The sequence below is a fragment of the Mesorhizobium sp. P2_E9 genome, assembly GCF_056403815.1.
Genome location: NZ_JBFUET010000006.1, coordinates 104010 through 125455, shown reverse-complemented (window position 1 = coordinate 125455; position 21446 = coordinate 104010). Strand labels below are relative to the sequence as shown.

Sequence of the window (21446 nt, the reverse complement as noted above, 5' to 3'; positions counted from 1 at the left end):
TTGGCCGCGCGCCGCAAAGCAACGACTGAGATATCGCGGCTGGCGCACCGCGCCAGCGGCACGGCTGCGGCCAACCGCATGGTGCCGGAGGAGACGCCGGTGGCGTTCTCGTTTGCCGGCACCACCCATGCGGTGATGATGGCGAGCCCCGCCGATTTCGAGGATTTCGCGCTCGGCTTCTCGCTGACCGAAGGCATCATCGCTTCCCCTGAAGAGATCGAGGCGATCGAGGTCGAAGACCATGGCGCCGGCATCGACATTCAGATCCGACTGAAGGACCTCGCCAACACACGCTTCGAGGCGCGGCGGCGCAGGCTGGCCGGGCCGGTTGGCTGCGGGCTATGCGGCATCGAATCCATCGAGGAAGCGATGCGGTCGGTCGATGCCGTTGGTGCGTCAAAACTTACGCTTGATGCCGATGATATCGTGCGTTCCGTCAAGCTCCTGTCCAAGGTACAGCCACTGCATCAGGAAACCGGAGCCGTGCACGCCGCTGGCTTCTACATCCCCGGCAAGGGCGTCGTCATGGCGCGCGAGGATGTCGGCCGCCACAATGCGCTGGACAAATTGGCTGGCGCGTTGGCGAAAGTCGGCATCGATGGCACGTCGGGCGCCGTCGTGGTGACGTCGCGCGTGTCGGTCGAGATGGTGCAGAAGACGGCGGCTATCGGTTCTGCCTTCATCATCGCCGTCTCGGCGCCGACCGCGCTTGCCATCCGCACGGCCGATGAGGCCGGCATGACGCTGGTGGCGCTGGTGCGCGGCGATGATTTCGATGTTTTCACCCACCCCGAGCGGGTGGTTTTGGGAGTTGCCCAGCATGTCGCATGACGAAGACCACATCACCAGCACCAGCGAAAAGCTGGTGCGCATGGCCAACCAGATCGCGGCCTTTTTCCACTCCAAGTCGCGCGAGGAAGGGATTGCCGGCGTCGCCGAGCACATCAACAAATTCTGGGAACCGAGGATGCGGCGGCAGTTCTTCGAACTGCTGGACAGCGGCGAAGGCTTCGACGAACTCGTCGTGGCTGCATCGGCCAGGATCAAGCGGCCGATCACACCAGCCGAGGCCGATCTCAAGCTCGGGCTCAAGCCCTCCCCGGCAGACGTCGCCGCGTCGCAAGAGTAGCCGCAGCCGGCCGCGCGGGCTTATTCCTCTCCGCTAAAGTTTGAGCTGCCGCAATCGACGCTGCTCTGCTATGTTTGACGATCAGAAATCGTCAGGCCGGGCGGAAGAAACCTCGTGAGGCCGATCGAGACCCGATATGCCCTCAGTGGCGAGGTGCGGATCGCCTATCAGGTGGTCGGCCAGGGATCGTTCGATCTCGTCTTCGTGCCGGGCTTCATTTCCAATCTCGACCTGCATTGGGAAGACGAAGGCTATTCCAGGCTCTTGAAGCGGCTTTCGGCGTTCTCGCGGCTGATCCTGTTCGACAAACGCGGCACCGGCCTTTCCGACCGTGTCGATGCGCAAAACCTGCCCAGTCTTGAAACCCGCATGGACGATGTGCGCGCGGTGATGGACGCCACCGGCAGCGGTCGTGCCGCCCTGCTTGGCGCGTCCGAAGGCGCGCCTATGGCAATGCTGTTCGCGGCCACCTATCCCGAGCGGACGCGGGCGCTGGCGCTCTATGGTGGCTACGCGCATTTCCACAAATGGGTGATGCCGCCCGACCGCCTCGATGCCTTCATCGCCACGGCCGACACGGCCTGGGGCACGGGGGCCACCTTGCCCAATTTCGCGCCGGGCCGGGTCGACGACCCGCATTTCACTCAGTGGTGGGCACGTTTCGAGCGACTATCGGCGAGCCCGACGGCAGCAGCAGCCTTGGCACGTATGAACGCGGAAATCGACGTGCGTGGGATACTTTCGGCAATCAACGCACCGACGCTGCTCATCCATCGCCGCAACGATGCGCGGGTCGATCCCGACGCCAGCCGTTTCCTGGCCAAGAAAATCCCGAATGCGCGGCTGGTCGAGATTCCCGGGCGCGATCATCCGATCTGGACCGGCGACGTCGACCGGGTCGCAGACCTGATCGAGGAATTCCTGACCGGTGAGCGCGCCGTCGCCGAAGCGGATCGCGTGCTGGCGGCCCTTCTGGTGACGCGCATCTACGATACGACGCGGATGGGCGACCGCATGTGGAGCGAACGCAGCGAGCGCTTCCAGGAAACCTGGCGGTCGCTGGTCGGGCGCCATGGCGGCCGCGCGCTGGGTACGCAGGGCGAAATGATGATTTCGCGCTTCGATGGGCCGGCGCGCGCCATACGCTGCGCCGCGGCACTGCGCGAGGCGGCACAGGGCATCGGCGTGGCCAGCGCGCAGGGGGCGCATGTCGGTGAGATCGAACTGCGCGGGCCGCCGGTGGGACTGACGGCGCGGGCGACGATGCAACTTGCCGCGCACGCCAGCCGAGGCGACATCCTCGCTTCGCGGCTGGTCGCCGATCTGGCAACCGGCTCGGGCCTGCATTTCGAAGACGCCGGCCGGGTCACGCTGGACGATCTGGACGAGCCGATGGCGCTGGTGCGGGCAATGTCGGAACAGCATCTGGAGCCCGACTGCCGCGCCAGGACCAAAACAACCGAACCGGCCGTGCTGACGGCGAGGGAAAGCGAGGTGGTGAGCCTGATTGCCGACGGCAAGAGCAATGCCGCGATTGCCGCCGAACTCAGGCTGAGCGAGCACACGGTCAAGCGCCACGTTGCCAACATACTGCTCAAGCTCGACCTGCCGTCGCGAGCAGCGGCGGCGGCATTTTCCGCCAGGCACACTGGCCCGGACGGGCCATGAGAGCCATGGCCCGTCCGGGCGAAGCGGCCAGGCCGACGTAAGCGCTATCAATTCCCCCATGCAGGCCAGGCGGATATCGCCTCTGCCGGCGCTGCGAACGGAGGATGAAATGCTCAAGTCAAAGCGGAACGTCAGATCACTGGTGATCGCAGCAAGCATTGGCGCGCTGTTCACGATTACTCCCGCAAAGGCCGAGGATGCCTCGGCAACGGCCGCCTACAAGGACATCCAGGCAACGCTCGGCTCGGTGCCGGACATGTTCAAGACCTTGCCTGATGGCGCTATCGCCGGCGCCTGGGCTGAAATCAAGGGCGTCCAGCTCAATCCGAAAACCGCCCTGGACGGCAAGACCAAGGAATTGATGGGCCTTGCCGTCGCCTCACAGATCCCTTGCCAATATTGCATCTACTTCCACACCGAGGCGGCCAAGCTCAATGGCGCCAGCGACGAGGAAATCAAGGAGACGATCGCGATGGCGGCGATCGTGCGCCACTGGTCGACGATCCTCAACGGCAGCCAGGTCGATCTCGCCACTTTCAAGAAGCAGACCGACGACGTCTTCGCTGCCGTCAAGGCGAAGTCGCAGTGAACGACACTGCCCGTCGATAAGCGCCGGGCCGACTTCCGAACATCAACCGCCCGAAAACGGGCACATGGAGGATAAAATGCTGACCAAGACCCAAGTGGTGGATGGCGCGGCTATCAAGAAGGCGATCGAGGGCCGCGACGGCAAGATGCTGTCGAGCTTCTATGCCGACGACGCGGTGGTGCGGGTGATCGACCGCAACAACCCGCCGAGCAAGCCGCGCGAAGTCCGCGGGCGCGCGGCGATCGCCATCTTCTGGGACGACATCTGCAGCCGGGCGATGACCCACAAGGTCGACACCACGATCGCCGATGGCGACAGCCTCGCCTTCACCCAGGCCTGCGCCTATCCGGACGGCACGAAAGTGTTCGCCGCGGCAATGCTGGAGCTGAAGAACGGGCGCATTGCACGGCAGACCGTCGTGCAGGCCTGGGACGAGTAGATCAACCGCGGCCGCGGCCTAAGCGGCAAACTGGAGGAGAAGAAGATGTTCAGCGCCAGATGGCAGATCGATGCCAAGTTCGGGCATAAGCAGACCGTGCTTGACCTGTTGAAGAAATGGGAACGCGAGATCGGCTCGCAGGTCGGCCTCGCCGAGCTGAAGTTCCAGATCATGACGGGATCGATCGGCGCCCGGGAAGCGACGGTCGAGTCCCACCACCAGGTCGAAAGCCTGGCCCAGCTGGAGGCGATGTTCGCCAAGATCGGCAAGATCGACGCCCACGCCAAATGGGGCAAGGAGATGGAGCCCTATGTCGTGTCGGGCTCCAGCCTGTGGAACATCTATCGCATCGTCGAATAGCGACTCTTCTCCCCGTTTACGGGAAGAAGATGCCGGCAGGCAGAATGAGGGGCGGAGCCAGCCTCCGCAAGGTTTGCGCCGCCCCTCATCCGGCCCTTCGGGCCACCTTCTCCCTGTGAACGGGGAGAAGGGAAGATGCTACCCATGTGCCACCATAACGTGCCGCACGGCGGTATAGTCTTCCAGCGCATACAGCGACATGTCCTTGCCGTAGCCGGACTGTTTCAAACCACCATGCGGCATCTCGTTGGTCAGCATGAAATGGGTGTTGATCCAGGTGCAGCCATATTGCAGGCGGGCTGCGGTTGCCATGGCGCGCGACACGTCCTTGGTCCACACCGATGACGCCAGGCCATAGTCACTGTCATTGGCCCAGTTCACCGCCTCGTCGACTTCCGAGAAGCGGGTGATCGAGACGACCGGGCCGAAGACTTCGCGGCGCACGATCTCGTCCTCCTGCAAGGCGCCGGCAATGACGGTGGGCTGGTAGTAGAAGCCGGAGCCCTCGCCCGGCTTGCCGCCGGTGGTGATCTCGATGTGCTTCAATTCCGCGGCGCGCTCGACGAAGCTCGAGACGCGGTCGCGCTGGCGGCGCGAGATCAGCGGGCCGATCTCGTTCTCGGTGTCGTCCGGCTGGTTGTACCTGATGGTCGAGACGGCCGATGAAAGGTCGGCGACGAGCTTGTCGTAGATCTTCTTGCCGGCATAGATGCGGCAGGCTGCGGTGCAGTCCTGGCCGGCATTGTAGTAGCCGAAGGCGCGCAACCCGTTGACGACGGCACCGAGGTCGGCGTCGTCGAAGACGATGACCGGCGCCTTGCCGCCAAGCTCGAGATGCGTGCGCTTGACCGATTTGGCGGCGGCCTGCAGCACCTTCTTGCCGGTGGCGACGTCACCGGTGATCGAGATCATGTTGACCTTGGGGTGGTTGATCAGCGTGTTGCCGACGCTGTCGCCGCGGCCAAGCACGACATTGACGACGCCTTCGGGCAGGACATCGGCGAGGATATTCGCCAGCTTCAGCGACGTCAGCGGCGTCTGCTCCGACGGTTTGAAGACAACGGTATTGCCGCCGGCGATCGCCGGCGCCAGCTTCCAGGCCATCATCATCAGCGGATAGTTCCACGGCGCGATCGAGGCGACGATGCCGATCGGGTCGCGCCGCACCATCGAGGTGTGGCCGGGCAGATATTCGCCGGCGACAACGCCCGGCATCGAGCGGACAGCGCCGGCGAAGAAGCGGTAGCAGTCGACGATCGCCGGGATTTCGTCATTGAGCACGGCATTGATCGGCTTGCCGCAGTTCAGCGCTTCGAGTGCCGCGAACTCTTTCGCTTCGGCTTCGATGCGGTCGGCGATCTTCAAGAGGTAGCCAGAGCGCTGCGCCGGCGTGGTGCGCGACCACAAGACGAACGCTTGTTCGGCGGCAATGACCGCCGCCTCGATCTGCGCCTGGCTGGCCTCGGGCAGGTTGAGAATGGTCGCCCCTGTCTTCGGATTGAGGATCGGCTCTTCGGCTTCTGTGCCCTTCTCGAATTTCGAGCCGATCAGCATCTGGGTGTCCATGGAAGTCTCTCCCTTGAGATTATTTGCCCGAACCGGCGATCTGGTCACCGTCGCGGGTCAGGTAATAGGCAAACAGGATCGGCAGCAGCGTCACCAGCACGACGACCATGGCCACGACATTGGTGACCGGACGTTGGCGCGGACGGATCAGTTCCTCCAGCATCCAGATCGGCACCGTCTGCTGCTGGCCGGCGGTGAAGGTGGTGACGATGACTTCGTCGAACGAAAGGGCAAAGGCCAGCATACCGCCGGCCAGCAGTGCCGTGGCGATGTTGGGCAGCACGACATGCCGGAAGGTCTGGAAGCCGTCGGCGCCGAGATCCATCGAGGCCTCGATCATCGAGCCCGAGGTGCGGCGGAAGCGGGCCACCGCGTTGTTGTAGACGACGACGACGCAGAAGGTGGCGTGGCCGAGCACGATCGTCCAGAACGAGAACGGGATTTCGGCCAGCGAAAAAGCCGAGCGCAGGGCGATGCCGGTGATGATGCCGGGCAGCGCGATCGGCAGGATGACCAGCAGCGAGATGGTCTCGCGGCCGAAGAACTTTGTCCGCGACACCGCCGCTGAACAGAGCGTGCCGAGGATCAGCGCAATCGCCGTCGAGATGGCGGCGACGCGCACCGACAGCGACAGCGCTTCCCACACGTCAGGCCGGTTCCAGGTGACGGCGAACCACTGGGTGGTCAGCCCTGGCGGCGGCCAGACGAAGCTCTTCTCCTCCGTGGTGAAGGCGTAGACGAAGATCAGCAGGATCGGCAGATGCAGAAACAGCAGGCCACAGGCGGCGGCGATCTTCAGCGAAAGAGGCGCGGACTGGCCACCATCAGAGCGCATCGAAGGCCCCCATGCGCTTGGCACCCCAGAGGTAGAAACCCATGATGACGATGGGCACGACGGTGAAGGCGGCGGCGAGCGGGATGTTGCCGGCGGTGCCCTGCTGCGAATAGACCGCCTGGCCGATGAACAGCCGTGAGGTGCCGATGATCTGCGGGATGATGTAGTCGCCCAATGTCAGCGAGAAGGTGAAGATCGAGCCGGCGACGATGCCGGGCAACGCCAGCGGAAACAGCACGTTGCGGAACGTCTGGCCTGGCGAAGCACCGAGATCGGACGAGGCCTCGACCAGATTGCCGGGCACGCGCTCGAGGGCTGCCTGAACCGGCAGGATCATGAAGGGCAGCCAGACATAGACGAAGACGATGAAGGTGCCGGTGAACGACACCGACAGCGAGTTGCCGCCGACGACCGGCAGCGACAGCCAGGCATCGAGCAGCCACAGCAAGTGCAGCTTGGCAAGCAGCCAGGTCAAAATGCCTTCCTTGGCGAGGATCAGCTTCCAGGCGTAGATCTTGACCAGATAGCTCGACCACAGCGGCAGCATGACGCCGAGATAGAATAGCGCCTTCCAGCGCCCCCGCGCATCGCGCGCCGCGTAGTAGGCGATCGGGAAGGCGACGATGGCCGAGGCCAGCGTGACCAGTGCCGCCATCGTCACCGTGCGCAGGATGATGTCGAGATTGGCGGCCTGGAGCAGATCGCCATAGGTCTTCAGCGTGAACTGACGGTTGATGAGGCCGGAATACTCATCGATGGAGAAGAAGCTCTGTGCCAGGAGCGCGAACAGCGAGCCGATATAGACGATGCCAAGCCATAGCACCGGCGGCAGCAGCATGAGCAGGAGCAGGAGTTGCGGCCGGCGCCAGAACAGGTCCGACAGCGCGCCGCGCATGCCGCCGCTGCCGGGCAGGATGGCGGGGGCCGTGGCGCGCGGCATGGTGGCGTCAAGGCTCATGCCGGCTCGTCCATCAGATGCAGGTGCTCGCGGTTGAAGGTCAGCACCACCGCCTCGCCTTCCGCCGGCAGGGTCGTGCCGGCCGGCACGATGGCGTGCAGCTTGAGCCCATCGGCATCGAGTGCCAGCCTGGTGGTGGCGCCGAGATAATTGGTCGAGACAAGGCGCGCGGCGACACCTTCGCCGCTAGCGGCGCGGCCGACGCGAATGGATTCGGGACGCAAGCTGCCCCAGCGATGCTGGCCGGAATAACGCTGGACGAAGTCCGGCGGCAGCACGTTGGAGGAACCGACGAAATCGGCGACGAAGCGTGTCTTCGGCCGCTGATAAATGTCCTCCGGCGTGCCGATCTGCATTATCCTGCCATCGTTGAAAACGGCGACGCGATCCGCCATCGACAGTGCTTCGCCCTGGTCGTGGGTGACGAAGACGAAGGTGATGCCGAGCGCCTTCTGCAGCGACTTCAACTCCTCCTGCATGTTTTCGCGCAGCTTGAGGTCGAGCGCGCCGAGCGGCTCGTCGAGCAGCAGCACCTTGGGCTGGTTGACCAGAGCGCGGGCGAGCGCGACGCGCTGGCGCTGGCCACCGGAAAGCTGGCCGGGGCGGCGGGCGCCGTAGCCGGGCAGCCGCACCAGCGACAGCGCTTCCTCGGCCGCCTTGTGCCGTCCGGCCTTGCCGACGCCCTTGACCATCAGCCCATAGGCGACGTTGTCGAGCACATTGAGATGCGGGAACAGCGCATAGTCCTGGAAGACGGTGTTGACGTTGCGGCGATAGGGCGGCACGCCCTCAGCGCGTTCGCCAAAGATCGAGATCGAACCCGCCGTCGGCTGCTCGAAGCCGGCGATGAGGCGGAGGCATGTCGTCTTGCCCGAGCCGGACGGCCCGAGCATGGCAAAGAACTCGCCCGGGGCAATGTCGAGATCGACCGCGTCGACAGCGCGAACGCTGCCGAAATGGCGCGAGACTTTCTGGAAGGAGACGGCGGAGGTCATGGGCTGTCAGTCTGTTTTTGCCGGATCAAACAAGGACGAATTCACGCGCCGCTTCACCTCCCCCTCGATGGTGAGGTCGCGGCGAAGCCGCGGGTGGGGGGCGATGGCGCGGACCTGTCGCACCGGCCCCACCCCAACGTTGCGTGTCGACCCTCTCCACAAGGGAGAGGGTAATGGCGTTACCGTCCGCCGATGACGCCGATATAGTCCGACACCCAGCGGTAGTAAGGCACGCACTGGTCGTTCTGGGTGACGCATTTCGAGACCGGCGTCTTCCAGAACTTGATCTTGTCGAAATTGTCGTAGCCGTTGGTCTTGCAGCCTTCCTCGCCGAGCAGTTCATTGCCCTTGCACGCGGCGGGCACGACCGGCAGCGAGCCGAACCAGGCCGAGACATCGCCCTGCACCTTCGGTGACAGCGAATGCTCAAGCCACATATAGGCGCAGTTCGGGTGCGCAGCGTCGGCTTCCATCATGGTGGTGTCGGCCCAGCCGGTGACGCCTTCTTCCGGCACGGTCGAGGCGACCGGCTTCTTGGCGGCGACCAGTGTATTGACCTGATACGGCCACGAGCCCGAGGCGACGACGCCTTCATTCTGGAAATCGTCGACCTGGATGGCGGCGTCATGCCAGTAACGGCCGACCAGCGTACGCTGGACGCGCAGCAGGTCGAGTGCCGCCTTGTACTGGTCCTCGTTCAGCTCGTAGGGGTCCTTGATGCCGAGTTCCGGCTTGTGGAACATCAGATAGTTGGCCGCATCGGCAATGTGGATCGGCCCGTCATAGGCCTGGACGCGCCCCTTGTTGGACTTGCCGTCGGGCAGCTTCATCTCTTCGAAGACGACGTTCCAGCTCTTGGGCGCTTCCTTGAACACTTCGGTGTTGTACATCAGGATGTTGGGGCCCCACTGATAGGGAACGCCATAGTGGACCTTGTCGACGGTGAACCAGGGCGCGTCCTTCAGCCGGTCGTCGACCGCCTTCCAGCTCGGGACGAGATCGGTGTTGATCGGCTGCACGCGCTTGCCGGCGACGAGCCGCAGCGAGGCATCGCCCGAAGCCGTGACGAGGTCGAAGCCGCCCTCGTTCATCAGCGAGACCATCTCGTCCGAGGTGTTGGCGGTCTTGACGTTGACCTTGCAGCCGCTCTCCTTCTCGAAGGCGGTGACCCAGTCATAGCCCTTGTCGGTCTCGCCGCGCTCGATATAGCCAGGCCAGGCAACGATGTTGACCTGGCCTTCGCCTTTGCCGAGTTCCTTGACCTGGGCGATGGCCTGCCCCGAGAAGGTCAGCGCGACGGTCAGCGCAGTGCATGACTTCAGGAATGAATTCATCATCGATCTCCCATTTTGGCGCATGGCCCCCGAAAACCGCTCCGGTTTTCGCCAGGTCACGCGCGGACTGTAAAATTGCCGGTTCGTCCTGTGGACTTGACGTCGCTCTTGTGGCGGCTTTGGTCCCTGAAACGGAAGGTGCTTGGAAAATTCCGGTTTCGCAAATTCATTTATCAGAAAGGCGATATCGGTTTTTCCGATAGCTAGACGCCGCTTTAAGCAAGCGCCGTCACCAGCCAGCAGGCGGCATTGAAGCGAGCCTCGCCGTCCTCCACGAAAGGCGCGAACGCAGCAGGCAACACCGTAGTGATTTTTTCGGCGGTTGCCCGGTCAACCTCCCGCAGCGCGGCGCCGACCGTCCCTAGCCGGGTGACAAACGTCATCAGATCGCGTTGGGCGATCCGACACGGGACGTCCGCCTGTTCGACTTCGATTGAAGCCCAGCCGCTCGCTTCCAGGATCCGCTTCACCTTGGCGCCGTCGGCAAAGGCAAACTGACCCGGCGCATCAGGGTCTGGCGCCGGTGCGGGCGGCAGGAAAGGCGCAGCCGCTCGCGCAGCGGTCGTCATGAAATCATTCTCGAGCGGACCGCGCCAAGCAACAAAGGCGAGTTTGCCCTGGCGCCTTGGGGCCTTTCTTATGTTGGTGAACGCGGCCACGGGATCATCGAAGAACATGATGCCAAAGCGCGAGATAGCAGCGTCGAAGTGCCCGGATTCGAACGCAAACGCCTGGGCATCGCCCACTTCAAAACTTGCGTTTGCTACGTCTTCCACCCTCGTGCGCTCCGTCGCCAGGGCGACAAGCGGCTGCGAGATGTCGAGCCCCACACAATTTCCGTCGTTGCCCACGCGGCGCGCCATCGCCAGGGTGGTGGCGCCGGCACCGCAGCCGATGTCCAGGACATTGCCCCCTTCCCCGGGATAGCCGGCATCGACCACCAGCCGCTCGAACGGCGCCAGTACCTCGTCGAGGATCGGCTGCATCTCGACCCAGGCCTTTCCGCTGGCGTCGTTCCAGAGCGCGGCTTGGCGTGTGTTTGGCGGCGCGGATTGCGGCATAACGGACCTCGCTTTCGTGTTGCTCTCACCGATCGTCGCGAGCACTCTACGAGTTCAAGCCGACTTGAGGTCAAGCATGAAAGATATGGACATTGCCGAAGTGTCGCGCCGCACCGGCGTGCCCGCCTCGACACTTCGCTACTACGAGGAGAAGGGCCTCATCGCATCGATCGGCCGTCGCGGCCAGCGCCGCCTGTTCGACCCTGCCGTCCTGGACCGGCTCGCCTTGATCGCGCTCGGACGCGCCGGTGGATTCGCACTGGGCGAGATTTCCTCGATGCTGACGCCCGATGGCCTACCGAAAATGGATCGAGGGCGCCTGGATGCCAAGGCGAACGAACTGGACCAAATCATCCAACGCCTGACGGCGATCCGAGAGGCTTTGCGTCACGCTGCCCAATGTCCGGCCGCCCGGCCGATGGAATGTCCAACGTTCCGCCGCGCCGTCAGGCTTGCCGGTGCCGGCCGCTTCGAGGTTGCTCCGATCGGGCCGTTCAAGGCGGAGGCGGTTTTCGTCACGAGGCGCAAGCGCAGGACTGGCCACGTCAGCCTGGAGTAGGCCACACTGGAGCATTTCACCGTTTCACGGAGACGGCGAACCGCTCTAATTCTTTGTTTTGACCCAATTCCCTAGGGAAAGCGCTACGCGCTTTTCCGGGGAAAACCGTTTCAGACTTTTCCTGAAATTGCTCTAGCGGCGGACCGTGCGCTGCGACTGGGCAAGGCCGATGAAATCGCGCGCGGCTTGCGGAAGGCCGGAGCCGCGGCGCCAGACCATGCCGACCTGCACCACCGGCAAGGAGCCGGAAATATCGCGCGATTCGATGCGGTCGCCTTCCAGCGACCATGGCCGGTAGACGAGGTCGGGCAAAAGCGCCACGCCGGCGCCGGTGGCGACCAGGCTGCGCACCGCTTCGACCGAGCGGGTGCGGAAGGCGACATGCGGCTTGGCGCCGATCGCCGTCAGCAGTTTTCCGGTGTTCTCCTCGATCTCGTCGACGGTCAGCATGATCAGCGGCTCGCCAGCAATGTCGCCAATGCTGATGATGTCGGCGCCGGCGAGCGAATGGCCGAGCGGCAGCCACAGGCGGTAGGCCGAAACCTCGAGGATTTCCGATTGCAGCGCGGTGCGGTCGCGCAGGTTCGAGGTGACCATGACGGCAATGTCGAGCTTGCCGCCGATCAGGAGATGTTCGAGATAATCGCCATTGTCCTCAATGGCCGAGACCTCGACGCCCGGATAGGCGCGGCGGTAGCGAGCGAGCAGATCCGAAAGCACGTAGCCGGCGACCAAAGAGGTGACGCCAAGCTGCAGCCGTCCACCCGCCACCGCCTGCTCGCCGGAAAAGGAGCGGCGGGCGTCGGACACGTCGGCGAGGATCTTGGTCGCGTGCCGCAGGAATTGGTGACCCTTGTGGGTGATGTTGAGGCCACGCGGATGGCGTTCGAACAGTTCCACGCCGAGATCGCTTTCAAGTTCCTTGATCGCTTCGGTGACCGACGATTGCGAAATGGAAAGGTTCTGCGCCGCGCCCGACACCGTGCCTTGCTCGGCGACGGCGATGAAGAACTGCAACTGGCGGATGGTGAAAGCCATGGCCGGACTAAACACCGGCGGACAAGCGAAGGAAAGCCGATGGCGGAGCTTATCCCATGACTGGAGAGCTGGCGCTCAGCCGAGCATAAGCCTGATGCGTCGCCGGCATGCGGGACCATAGCGTAGCGCCAGCATGAAGGCCGTCTCCAGTGCCACCACGATGACAATGATGCGGAAGCCCACCGTGAAGGTATCCTGGCCACTGCCATGCAAGAGATAGCCGGTTGCGAGAAAGCCGAAGTTCCACAGCGTAGCGCCGAGCAGCGTCGCGGCCGCGAAGGGTAGAGCAGGCAGGCAAAGCGCGCCGGCTGCGATCGGCAGGTAATTGCGCACTGTCGGGATGAACTGCGCCAGCAAGGACACCCGGACATGATTGCGCCGGTAGGCCTGGCCAAGCTTGCGGTAGGTTGCGGGGCGCAGGAAGACATATCTGCCGGCACGCTCGATCAGCCTGTCGGCACGGTCAAATCCGATCCGGCGGCCGACCGCATACCAGACAAGGCAGCCGGAAAAGGAAGCAAGCGTCGTCACCGCCAGCAGGATCGCCAGTGTGGACACATCCGGTGCCGCCGTCATGCCTAGGAACAGCAGCAGCACATGCGAAGGCGGGATCGGCAGGATTTTCTCGGTGAAGGCGAGGCAGAAGACGCCGAACAGGCCTAAGCCGAGAATGGCCGACAATGGACCTGTCATGCGAAGCGCCAGTCATAGAGTCCCAGCGTCTTGATCCTGGCGACGCGATAGACCGTCGCCGGCGGGAAATTGCGAAAGGTATGACCGACCCGTGTGACCTCGAGATCGAGCCGGTCGAGCAGCGACTGGTCGAACGGGCAGCGTCGGCCGAGCGTGAACTGATAGAGCGCCCCGCCTGGGCGAAGGTTTGCGAAAACGCCTTCGAGAATGGCAAGCGTCTTGCGCGGCGAAATCAGGCGGAAGGGCAACCCGCTGACGGCAGCACCGACCATCGGACCCTGGAATAGCGACAGACGTCGCAGACCGACGGCATCCATTTCGACAATACGGGCGGCGGGAAAGCGCCGCATGAGCAGTGCCGCAAAATCCGGATCGGATTCGATCAACGTCAGATCCTCTTCCCTCACCCCGCGTGACAGCAGCGCCCGTGTGAACGGACCGGTTCCGGGACCGAGCTCCAGCACGGGGCCAGTCTCGGGACCGATGTCGCGCGTCATCAAGGCCGCCAGGCTGGAACTGGACGGCGTGACGGAGCCGACCCTGAACGGTGCCATGGTCCACGCCATGAGAAAAGACAGAGCATCATTTGCAGACATAACCAACCTCAATTCCGGACGACAGCACGCCAACCAGTTTGGTGTGGCGTTTGATTTCGTTTCGGCGCCGGACCCGAACCTGTTGCTGCATATCCGGGCCCGACGCCTTGACGCCGGCATGGGCGATTCCTGCCGACCGGCGCTGTTTGCCGGGACTGGATTGCATAGACATTGCGCAACATCGCTGGCGCAAAGAAAGAACTTGCCGGCCTCGGTCCATTCGGCTTTGCCATGTCTACGCAATGTTGGCGCTGTAGCGCCCGAAGCAATATCGTTGCCTGGGAGTGTGGATGCGTATCTTGCTGGTCGAGGACGAGCCCGAGATGGTCTCGGCGCTGCGTGCAGCGCTGAAACGTCACGACATGGTGGTCGACCACGCCGGCACATTGCTGGAGGCGGAGGGCTTCGTTGCCATCGACAGCTACGACGCCATCCTGCTCGACCGCCAATTGCCTGACGGCGACGGGCTGTCGCTGGTGCCGAGATTGCGCGCCGCGAAGAACACCACACCCGTGCTGGTGCTGACGGCGAAGGGCGAAACGTCTGACAAGGTCGATGGGCTGGACATGGGAGCGGACGACTATCTGGCCAAGCCGTTCGCCTTCGAGGAACTGCTGGCCCGCTTGCGCGCGCTGCTCAGGCGGCCGGCGCCGATGCAGTCGCAATTCATCCGCGCCGGCGATCTGGTGCTCGATGTCGGGCATCGTGAGGCGGCGATCCGCGGCGAGCCGCTCAGCCTGCCGCGGCGCGAACTCCTGGTGCTGGAGGCGCTGATGCGGCGCACCGGCCGCATGGTGCAGCGCGAGGCCTTGATGGAAGCGGTGTTCGGCCTCGACGACGAGATCCAGTCCAACGCGCTCGACACCCATGTTTCACGCCTGCGCCGCAAGCTCGCCGACGCCGAGGCCGGGGTGACCATCAACGGCATTCGCGGCGTCGGCTATCTCCTGCGCGAAACGACATGAACGCCGAGCGATGAGTATCAAGCGCCCGCGTTCGCTCAAATGGAGCCTGGTGCTGCGTATCGCCTTGCTGCAATGCGCCATGCTGACGCTGATCATCGTCGGCATTCTCGGCGCCATGCTGGCCAGCGGCCTCATTCCACACGACTATGAAGACGGCACGATGGACGTGCTGGCGGACGCGGTGACGCGTGACGCTGGCGGCAAGCTTGTCCTGCGCGAGACCTCGGATCTGACGAAGCTGCGATCCGAGGTCCCCGACCTCTGGTTCATCGTCCGCGACAAGCAGGGTCAGCGGCTGCAGGAGCGCACGGTGCCGGCCATCTTCCAGCCCTTTGTCGGGCTGCTGGACACCATCAGCGATGCGCGTATCGACCATACAATCGGGCAGAGCGCGCCGCCGGAGGGGAAGATCCGCTGGACCGACACCGCGGCCGGCAACGTCCAGATCTTCACCGGCACCAAGGGCGGGCTTTCGCTGCTGCGTCTGCTCGGACAGGCGCCGCAATTCTTCCTGCAGGGCATATTGCCGCTCGCCGGACTGATGGCGCTGGCCACGCTGTTTGCGACGCCCTGGGTGGTGCGCGGCGCGCTGTCGGGCCTTGGCCATGCGGCCGCCGAGGCCGAACGCATCGACATCGATCAGCGCGGCGTACAGCTGCCGCTGAAGGATGTGCCAAAGGAAGTCACGCCGCTGGTGAAGGCGGTGAACGCCGCCCTTGCGCGGCTCGACAAAGGCTATGAACGCCACAAGCGTTTCCTGACCGATGCCGCCCACGAGTTGAGGACACCGGTCGCCATCCTCAACACACGCCTGGCCTCGTTGCCGGCAACACCCGAGCGGGCACGGCTGCTGCAGGATGCAGCCAGGCTTTCGACGCTGACCGACCAGCTGCTCGACCTGCAACGCCTCGACCGGCAAGCCGCATCCTTCGAGAAGGTCGACTTGGTGGCGATCGCGCGCGGCGTCATTGTCGACCTCGCGCCGATGGCCTTCTCGGCCGGGTACGAGATGTCGTTCGAGCCGGAACGGGAAACGGTTTTCGCCAGCGGCGACCGCACCGCGATCGAACGTGCGGTGACCAACATCGTCCAGAACGCCATCGAGCATGGCGGCCGCGCGGGCAAGATCACCGTCGGCGTCACAACGCCTGCTGTCATCGAGGTGCGGGACGAAGGCGACGGCGTGCCACCAGGCGAGCGCGAACGCATCTTCGAGCCCTTCTATCGGTTGCGTCCCCAGGATCATGGCGCCGGGCTCGGCCTCAACCTGGTACAGGAAATCATGCAACTGCATGGCGGGCGCATCGAGATTTTCGACGGCAAGCCGAGCGGCGCTTGCTTCAGGATGAGTTTTCGCGCCTTGCCCGCATAGGAAACCGATGGTGTTCGGCTCAGAATCCGGCTTCGCCGCCGACGATGCTGAGCCGTGCACCGGCCTGTGCCAGGGCGGCGGCGATGTCGTGCGGCGGCGAGCGGTCGGTCGCGAGTTCGGAAAAGCCGTCGAAGCCGCAGACCTGGACCAGGCCCTGGCGGCCGAATTTGGTGTGGTCGGTGATGACGAGCGAACGCTGGCCGCGCGACAGCACCATGCGGGCGAACTCTGCCTCTTCCAGATCATAGTCCATGACACCGGTCACCGCATCGACGGCGCCGGTGGAGATGATGGCATGGCTGACCGAGAAGCGGCTGACGAACTCGATGGCCGAGGTGCCGAACGCAGCGCCTGAATCGCTGCGCAGTTCGCCGCCGGCCATATAGACCTTGTTGCCGTTGATGGTGGCCAGCGTGCGGGCGATGTCGGACGAATTGGTGACGACCGTCAGGCGCCGGTGGCCGAGCAGTTCCCGCGCCAGGAACGAGGTCGTGGTGCCGGTGTCGAGCATGACCGATTCGCCGTCGCGGATGGTGGCGGCGACCATGCGGGCAATGACGCGCTTGGCATCGGCATTCTCGCGCATACGCCGTTCAAACGGCGCTTCGCCGATCATCGACGGCAGGCCGATGGCGCCATGCATCTTCAGAACCGAGCCATCGCTGGTGAGCGGCTTGACGTCGCGACGCACGGTTTCCAGCGAGACGCCCAGCCGGTCGGCCAGACTGGCGATGGTGACGGTTCCCTCTTCCTGCAGCAGCCGCAGGATTTCGCCGTGGCGTTTGGAATGGGCCATTTGGTTTTCCCGGACTTAAGCTTTTGACCGGTTCTAAGGTAATTCGAGTGATTTTAAAGGGATCGACCTTGCTTTCGGGCAAAACACCCAAAAAAAGTCACATGTTTTTGTTGACAACCGAGCAACCCTGGCGTGAAATCGGGGTATCAACGGGGGTTCGGAGCTGCAAACGGGAGGCGATGGCAGAGCCGCAACTCACTGATCAGGCAGTCTTGAACGTGCCTGTCACAAGCAATTTTCAGATCCGCGGGGGCGGATGCCGGGATCAGAAACCTGGCCAAGGGGCTCGTCGGTGCGGTGCGGGATACCAATCCTGGCGTCCCGCACCGACGAGATTATTTGTGTTTCTCCCCGCCATCGTTGTGCTGTCCATGGCGCCTAATGCATGTCGCCCAAAAGTGACCTCGGTTTTGGGAGAACGACATGCATAAAAACAAGGACCTAAAGCGCGTCGCATGGATCCGTTTCAACGCGACGCGCTTTAGTCGAAGCCCAGCAAACCAGGGATGATTCCGTGATTGCCGAAGATCGCATCCGCGCCCTGCCCTGCTGGACCGGCGCCATCGAGATCGCCCCCCTGCCCGGCGGCCTGAGCAACGCCAATTATGTCGTCAGTGACGCCGCCGGACGGCATGTCGTGCGCTTCGGCCAGGACTATCCCTTCCACCACGTCTTCCGCGAGCGTGAGGTGATGACCGCGCGGGCGGCTCACGCCGCCGGTTTCGCCCCGGCTGTGCACTATGCCGAGCCAGGCATCATGGTGACGGCGTTCCTTGGCGCCAGGACCTATCTGGCCGAGGATGTGCGCGCCAATCTTGGCCGCGTCGCGGCACTGATGCGCGGCTTCCATCGGGAGATGCCCAACCATATCTCCGGCGCCGGCTTCATGTTCTGGGTGTTCCACGTCATTCGCGACTATGCACGCACGCTTGAAGAGGGCGGCAGCCGCAAGCGCAGCGACTTGCCGCGTCTGCTGACGCTGGCCGACGAACTGGAGCGGGCGCAGAAACTGCTGCCGATCGTCTTTGGTCACAATGATCTTTTGCCGGCCAATATTCTCGACGACGGCAGCAGGCTGTGGCTGATCGATTTCGAATATGCCGGGTTCAACACGGCAATGTTCGACCTCGCCGGCGTCGCCTCGAACGCCGGCATGAGCGACGCGGAATCCTTCGCCTTCCTGACCGCTTATTTTATGAAGGAGCCGGACGAGGCTATCCGCCGATCGCATGCCGCCATGCAATGCGCCTCGCTGTTGCGCGAGGCGATGTGGAGCATGGTGTCGGAACTCTATCTCGACGCGCCCGGCATCGACTACGTCGCCTACACCGAGGAAAATCTGGTGCGGCTCGACGCGGCACTGGAAAACTACCGGACAAAATACGGGATCCTGAAATCATGACCTTGCCCAGCCAGGCCGCGGTCGTCGTCATCGGCGGCGGCATCATCGGCTGTTCGACAGCCTATCATCTGGCGCGCGACCACAAGGCCGACGTCGTGCTGCTGGAACAAGGCAAGCTGACCTCGGGCTCGACCTGGCACGCTGCCGGCCTGGTCGGGCAATTGCGCTCGTCTGCCTCGATCACCCGCGTGCTCAAATACTCGGTCGACCTCTACAAGGGGCTGGAGGCCGAAACCGGCCTTGCCACCGGCTGGAAGATGACCGGCTGCCTGCGGCTTGCCACCAATGCCGACCGCTGGACGGAGTACAAGAGGCTGGCGACGACAGCGAAAAGCTTCGGCATGGACATGCATCTTTTGTCCCCGGCCGAGGTCAAGGCGATGTGGCCGCTGATGGAGACCGGCGACCTCGTTGGCGCTTCCTGGCTGCCGACCGACGGCCAGGCGAGCCCTTCCGACATCACGCAGTCGCTGGCCAAGGGCGCGCGCATGCACGGCGCCAGGCTGTTCGAGGATGTCCGCGTCACCGGCTTCGAGATCAGGGATGGCCGCATCACGGCGGTGAAGACCAATCAAGGCGACATCGCCTGCGACAAGGTGGTGAACTGCGCCGGACAATGGGCGCGACAGGTCGGCGCCATGGCCGGCATCAACGTGCCGCTGCAGCCGGTCAAGCACCAATACATCATCACCGAGAAGATCGATGGCCTGGCGACCGACGCGCCGACCCTACGCGACCCCGACCGGCGCACCTATTTCAAGGAGGAGGTCGGCGGGTTGGTGATGGGCGGCTACGAGCCCAATCCCCAGGCGTGGGCGACCGGTCTGCCCGGCGGCGACGTGCCCAACGACTGGGAATTCCGGCTGTTCGACGACGACTACGATCATTTCGAGCAGCACATGAGCCAGGCGATCGCGCGCGTGCCGGCGCTGGAGACCGTCGGCGTCAAGCAGATGATCAACGGGCCGGAAAGCTTTACCCCGGACGGCAATTTCATTCTCGGCACGGCACCTGAATGCGCCAACATGTTCGTCGGCGCCGGCTTCAATGCCTTCGGCATCGCCTCGGGCGGCGGCGCCGGCTGGGTGCTGGCGCAGTGGGTGGTCGATGGCGAGGCGCCGCTCGACCTGTGGGTGGTCGACATCAGGCGCTTTTCCAACCTGCACCGCGACCGGCAATGGGTGCGTGAACGCACGCTGGAAGCCTATGGCAAGCATTACACGATCGGCTTCCCGCACGAGGAGTATGCCTCAGGCAGGCCGCGCATCGTCTCACCGCTTTACGACAGGCTGAAACAGCAGCGCGCCGTGTTCGGGTCCAAACTCGGCTGGGAGCGGCCGAACTGGTTCGCGCCAGAGGGTATCGAGCCGCAGGACATCTATTCGATGGGACGGCAGAACTGGTTCGCGGCGGTCAGCGACGAACACCGGCATGTGCGCGAGCATGTCGGCATCTTCGACCAGTCGTCCTTCGCCAAATATGAATTGAGCGGGCCTGATGCGGCCAAGGCGCTGGACTGGATCTGCGCCAACGATGTCAGCAAGCCGGTCGGCCGGCTGACCTACACCCAGCTTCTCAACACGCGCGGCGGCATCGAGGCCGACCTGACCGTGGCGCGGCTGGCCGAGGATAAATTCTACATCGTCACCGGCACCGGTTTCCGCACGCATGATGCCTCGTGGATCAGCGACCATATCGGCGAAGGTCTCGATGCCGGTCTGACCGACGTCACCGAGGATTACGGCACGCTGTCGCTGATGGGTCCGCGCGCTCGCGACGTGCTTTCTGATGTGACCGAGGCCGATGTGTCGAATGCCGGCTTCCCGTTCGGCCACGTCCGCGAGATCACCATCGCCGGCCATACAATTCGGGCGCTGCGCGTCACCTATGTCGGCGAACTCGGCTGGGAGTTGCATGTGCCGATCGCGGCGACAGGCGAAGTCTTCGACGCGCTGATGGCGGCCGGCAAGACGCACGGCATCCGCCCTGTCGGCTACCGGGCGCTGGAATCGCTGCGACTGGAAAAGGGCTATCGCGCCTGGGGTTCCGACATCACACCCAACGACACGCCGCAGGAGGCCGGGCTCGGCTGGGCGGTCAAGCTGCGCAAGAACACCGATTTCCTCGGGCGGCGCGCGCTCGAGAAGGTTGGCGGCGCGCCGTTGAAGAAGCGCCTTACCGGCTTCACGGTCGACAATCCCGAAATCGTGCTGCTTGGCCGGGAGACCATCCTGCGCAATGGCGAGCCGGTCGGTTACCTCACCAGCGGTGGCTATGGCTACACGCTGGGCAGGAACATCGGCTACGGCTATGTGCGTAATGCCGATGGGGTGAGCGACGATTTCCTTGCCTCGGGCGACTATGAGCTGGTGGTCGCGATGGAGCGGACGCCGGCCAAAATCCATCTCGAGCCGATGTACGATCCGGCAGGCACCAGGGTCAAAGCGTAGATCAGTTTACCCGTAGCGCGAGACCACGGCTGGGAACGGTGTCCGCTTCGCCCGGCATCGAGACGTAGGGACGCGTTTCCTCGGCGCGGGTAACGAGGCGTTGCGCCTCAAGCTCGGCGATACGCGCGGCAAAGCCGGCTTCCCAGAGCGTATTCTTGACCGTCAGCACGATCACCCCGCCCGGCCGGCAGATGCGGATCAGTTCGTCCAGCCCTTCGACGCCGACATGGCCTGAGGTGAAGACGCCGGCCGAGATGATCCCGGCATAGGCATCACTTGCAAAGGGCAACGGCCCGCCCATCGCCAGGCAATGCAGCGCGGAATAGACGCCCTTGCGGGCGGCCTGATCCAGCATGCCTTGCGAGATGTCCAGCGCCTCGACTTGCGGATAGCCGGTAATATCAAGCCATTCGCCGATGAGCCCGGTGCCTGCGCCGGCATCGAGCAACGGTGCCGCGCCCCGCGGCAAATGGCGGGCGAGCAAAGCAAGGCAGATCGTCGGATGACGATAGCCGGCGGCCGACATGTCTGCGTCGTAGGTCTGCGACCAACGATCATAGAGGGCGGCCACTTCCTCTGGCCGCTTCGCCGCGTAGGCTGCGCTGAGCGCGCCCAGGTGTTTACCGTCCGTCATCGCTGCT

The 21446-nt window shown here is 64.0% G+C and carries 22 protein-coding genes; 11 read left to right on the top strand and 11 right to left on the bottom strand.

All coding sequences use genetic code 11. The features are described 5' to 3' along the window. From fdhD to AC1D05_RS12525, 6 genes are all read left to right on the top strand, one after another. Positions 1–831, top strand: a complete 831-nt coding sequence (fdhD, locus tag AC1D05_RS12550) for a formate dehydrogenase accessory sulfurtransferase FdhD (RefSeq protein ID WP_477441025.1) — start codon at positions 1–3, stop codon at positions 829–831. Beyond that, positions 821–1129, top strand: a complete 309-nt coding sequence (locus AC1D05_RS12545; protein ID WP_477441024.1) for a formate dehydrogenase subunit delta — start codon at positions 821–823, stop codon at positions 1127–1129. The genes fdhD and AC1D05_RS12545 overlap by 11 nt, the downstream gene beginning before the upstream one ends. Positions 1130–1243: 114 nt before the next feature. Beyond that, a complete protein-coding gene (locus AC1D05_RS12540; RefSeq protein ID WP_477441023.1) occupies positions 1244–2797 on the top strand; it encodes an alpha/beta fold hydrolase in 1554 nt (517 codons plus the stop codon). A gap of 109 nt (positions 2798–2906) precedes the next feature. Beyond that, entirely contained in the window at positions 2907–3386 is a 480-nt protein-coding gene (locus tag AC1D05_RS12535; RefSeq protein WP_477441022.1) for a carboxymuconolactone decarboxylase family protein, read from the top strand. 76 nt (positions 3387–3462) lie between these two features. Continuing rightward, positions 3463–3825, top strand: coding sequence for a nuclear transport factor 2 family protein (locus AC1D05_RS12530; RefSeq protein WP_477441021.1), 363 nt, complete (start codon positions 3463–3465; stop codon positions 3823–3825). A 45-nt stretch (positions 3826–3870) separates the two neighbouring features. Continuing rightward, positions 3871–4185 carry a hypothetical protein gene (locus tag AC1D05_RS12525; protein ID WP_477441020.1) on the top strand — a complete coding sequence of 105 codons (315 nt, stop codon included), beginning with the start codon at positions 3871–3873 and terminating at the stop codon, positions 4183–4185. A 138-nt stretch (positions 4186–4323) separates the two neighbouring features. Here the strand turns inward: AC1D05_RS12525 and AC1D05_RS12520 are convergent, their stop codons facing one another. The 6 genes from AC1D05_RS12520 to AC1D05_RS12495 form a co-directional block, all read right to left on the bottom strand. Then, positions 4324–5751 carry a gamma-aminobutyraldehyde dehydrogenase gene (locus tag AC1D05_RS12520; RefSeq protein WP_477441019.1) on the bottom strand — a complete coding sequence of 476 codons (1428 nt, stop codon included), beginning with the start codon at positions 5749–5751 and terminating at the stop codon, positions 4324–4326. A 19-nt stretch (positions 5752–5770) separates the two neighbouring features. After that, a complete protein-coding gene (locus tag AC1D05_RS12515; RefSeq protein WP_477441018.1) occupies positions 5771–6586 on the bottom strand; it encodes an ABC transporter permease in 816 nt (271 codons plus the stop codon). Beyond that, positions 6576–7526 (bottom strand): ABC transporter permease, encoded by a 951-nt coding sequence (locus AC1D05_RS12510; protein WP_477441193.1) that lies wholly within the window; start codon positions 7524–7526, stop codon positions 6576–6578. The genes AC1D05_RS12515 and AC1D05_RS12510 overlap by 11 nt, the downstream gene beginning before the upstream one ends. A 14-nt stretch (positions 7527–7540) precedes the next feature. Further along, positions 7541–8539, bottom strand: coding sequence for an ABC transporter ATP-binding protein (locus AC1D05_RS12505; protein WP_477441017.1), 999 nt, complete (start codon positions 8537–8539; stop codon positions 7541–7543). A 179-nt stretch (positions 8540–8718) separates the two neighbouring features. Then, complete coding sequence (locus tag AC1D05_RS12500) at positions 8719–9873, bottom strand: ABC transporter substrate-binding protein (RefSeq protein ID WP_477441192.1); 1155 nt, start codon at positions 9871–9873, stop codon at positions 8719–8721. Positions 9874–10088: 215 nt separating this feature from the next. Continuing rightward, a complete protein-coding gene (locus AC1D05_RS12495) occupies positions 10089–10979 on the bottom strand; it encodes a class I SAM-dependent methyltransferase (protein ID WP_477441016.1) in 891 nt (296 codons plus the stop codon). Between the two features lie 31 nt (positions 10980–11010). On the opposite strand from AC1D05_RS12495, the gene AC1D05_RS12490 reads away from it, so the two are divergent. Continuing rightward, entirely contained in the window at positions 11011–11493 is a 483-nt protein-coding gene (locus tag AC1D05_RS12490) for a helix-turn-helix domain-containing protein (RefSeq protein ID WP_477441015.1), read from the top strand. Positions 11494–11625: 132 nt separating this feature from the next. Here the strand turns inward: AC1D05_RS12490 and AC1D05_RS12485 are convergent, their stop codons facing one another. The 3 genes from AC1D05_RS12485 to AC1D05_RS12475 form a co-directional block, all read right to left on the bottom strand. Beyond that, positions 11626–12531: a LysR family transcriptional regulator gene (locus AC1D05_RS12485; RefSeq protein ID WP_477441014.1), complete on the bottom strand. Its 906-nt coding sequence runs from the start codon at positions 12529–12531 to the stop codon at positions 11626–11628. A gap of 75 nt (positions 12532–12606) precedes the next feature. After that, the gene (locus AC1D05_RS12480) at positions 12607–13224 is read right to left on the bottom strand and encodes a DedA family protein (protein WP_477441013.1); all 618 of its coding nucleotides are present in this window, start codon (positions 13222–13224) and stop codon (positions 12607–12609) included. Continuing rightward, positions 13221–13778 (bottom strand): class I SAM-dependent methyltransferase, encoded by a 558-nt coding sequence (locus AC1D05_RS12475; RefSeq protein ID WP_477441012.1) that lies wholly within the window; start codon positions 13776–13778, stop codon positions 13221–13223. The genes AC1D05_RS12480 and AC1D05_RS12475 overlap by 4 nt, the downstream gene beginning before the upstream one ends. A gap of 332 nt (positions 13779–14110) precedes the next feature. On the opposite strand from AC1D05_RS12475, the gene AC1D05_RS12470 reads away from it, so the two are divergent. Both AC1D05_RS12470 and AC1D05_RS12465 read left to right on the top strand, forming a co-directional pair. Next, complete coding sequence (locus AC1D05_RS12470; protein WP_477441011.1) at positions 14111–14785, top strand: response regulator transcription factor; 675 nt, start codon at positions 14111–14113, stop codon at positions 14783–14785. Between the two features lie 10 nt (positions 14786–14795). Then, complete coding sequence (locus AC1D05_RS12465; protein ID WP_477441010.1) at positions 14796–16157, top strand: sensor histidine kinase; 1362 nt, start codon at positions 14796–14798, stop codon at positions 16155–16157. A gap of 19 nt (positions 16158–16176) precedes the next feature. Here the strand turns inward: AC1D05_RS12465 and AC1D05_RS12460 are convergent, their stop codons facing one another. Beyond that, positions 16177–16953, bottom strand: a complete 777-nt coding sequence (locus tag AC1D05_RS12460; RefSeq protein WP_477441009.1) for a DeoR/GlpR family DNA-binding transcription regulator — start codon at positions 16951–16953, stop codon at positions 16177–16179. A 514-nt stretch (positions 16954–17467) separates the two neighbouring features. On the opposite strand from AC1D05_RS12460, the gene AC1D05_RS12455 reads away from it, so the two are divergent. Continuing rightward, entirely contained in the window at positions 17468–18355 is an 888-nt protein-coding gene (locus AC1D05_RS12455; RefSeq protein ID WP_477441008.1) for a phosphotransferase, read from the top strand. Then, complete coding sequence (locus tag AC1D05_RS12450) at positions 18352–20805, top strand: GcvT family protein (protein ID WP_477441007.1); 2454 nt, start codon at positions 18352–18354, stop codon at positions 20803–20805. The genes AC1D05_RS12455 and AC1D05_RS12450 overlap by 4 nt, the downstream gene beginning before the upstream one ends. A 1-nt stretch (position 20806) precedes the next feature. Here AC1D05_RS12450 and AC1D05_RS12445 read toward each other — a convergent pair whose 3' ends face one another. Continuing rightward, positions 20807–21439 (bottom strand): class I SAM-dependent DNA methyltransferase, encoded by a 633-nt coding sequence (locus tag AC1D05_RS12445; RefSeq protein ID WP_477441006.1) that lies wholly within the window; start codon positions 21437–21439, stop codon positions 20807–20809. Positions 21440–21446: the final 7 nt, after the last annotated feature.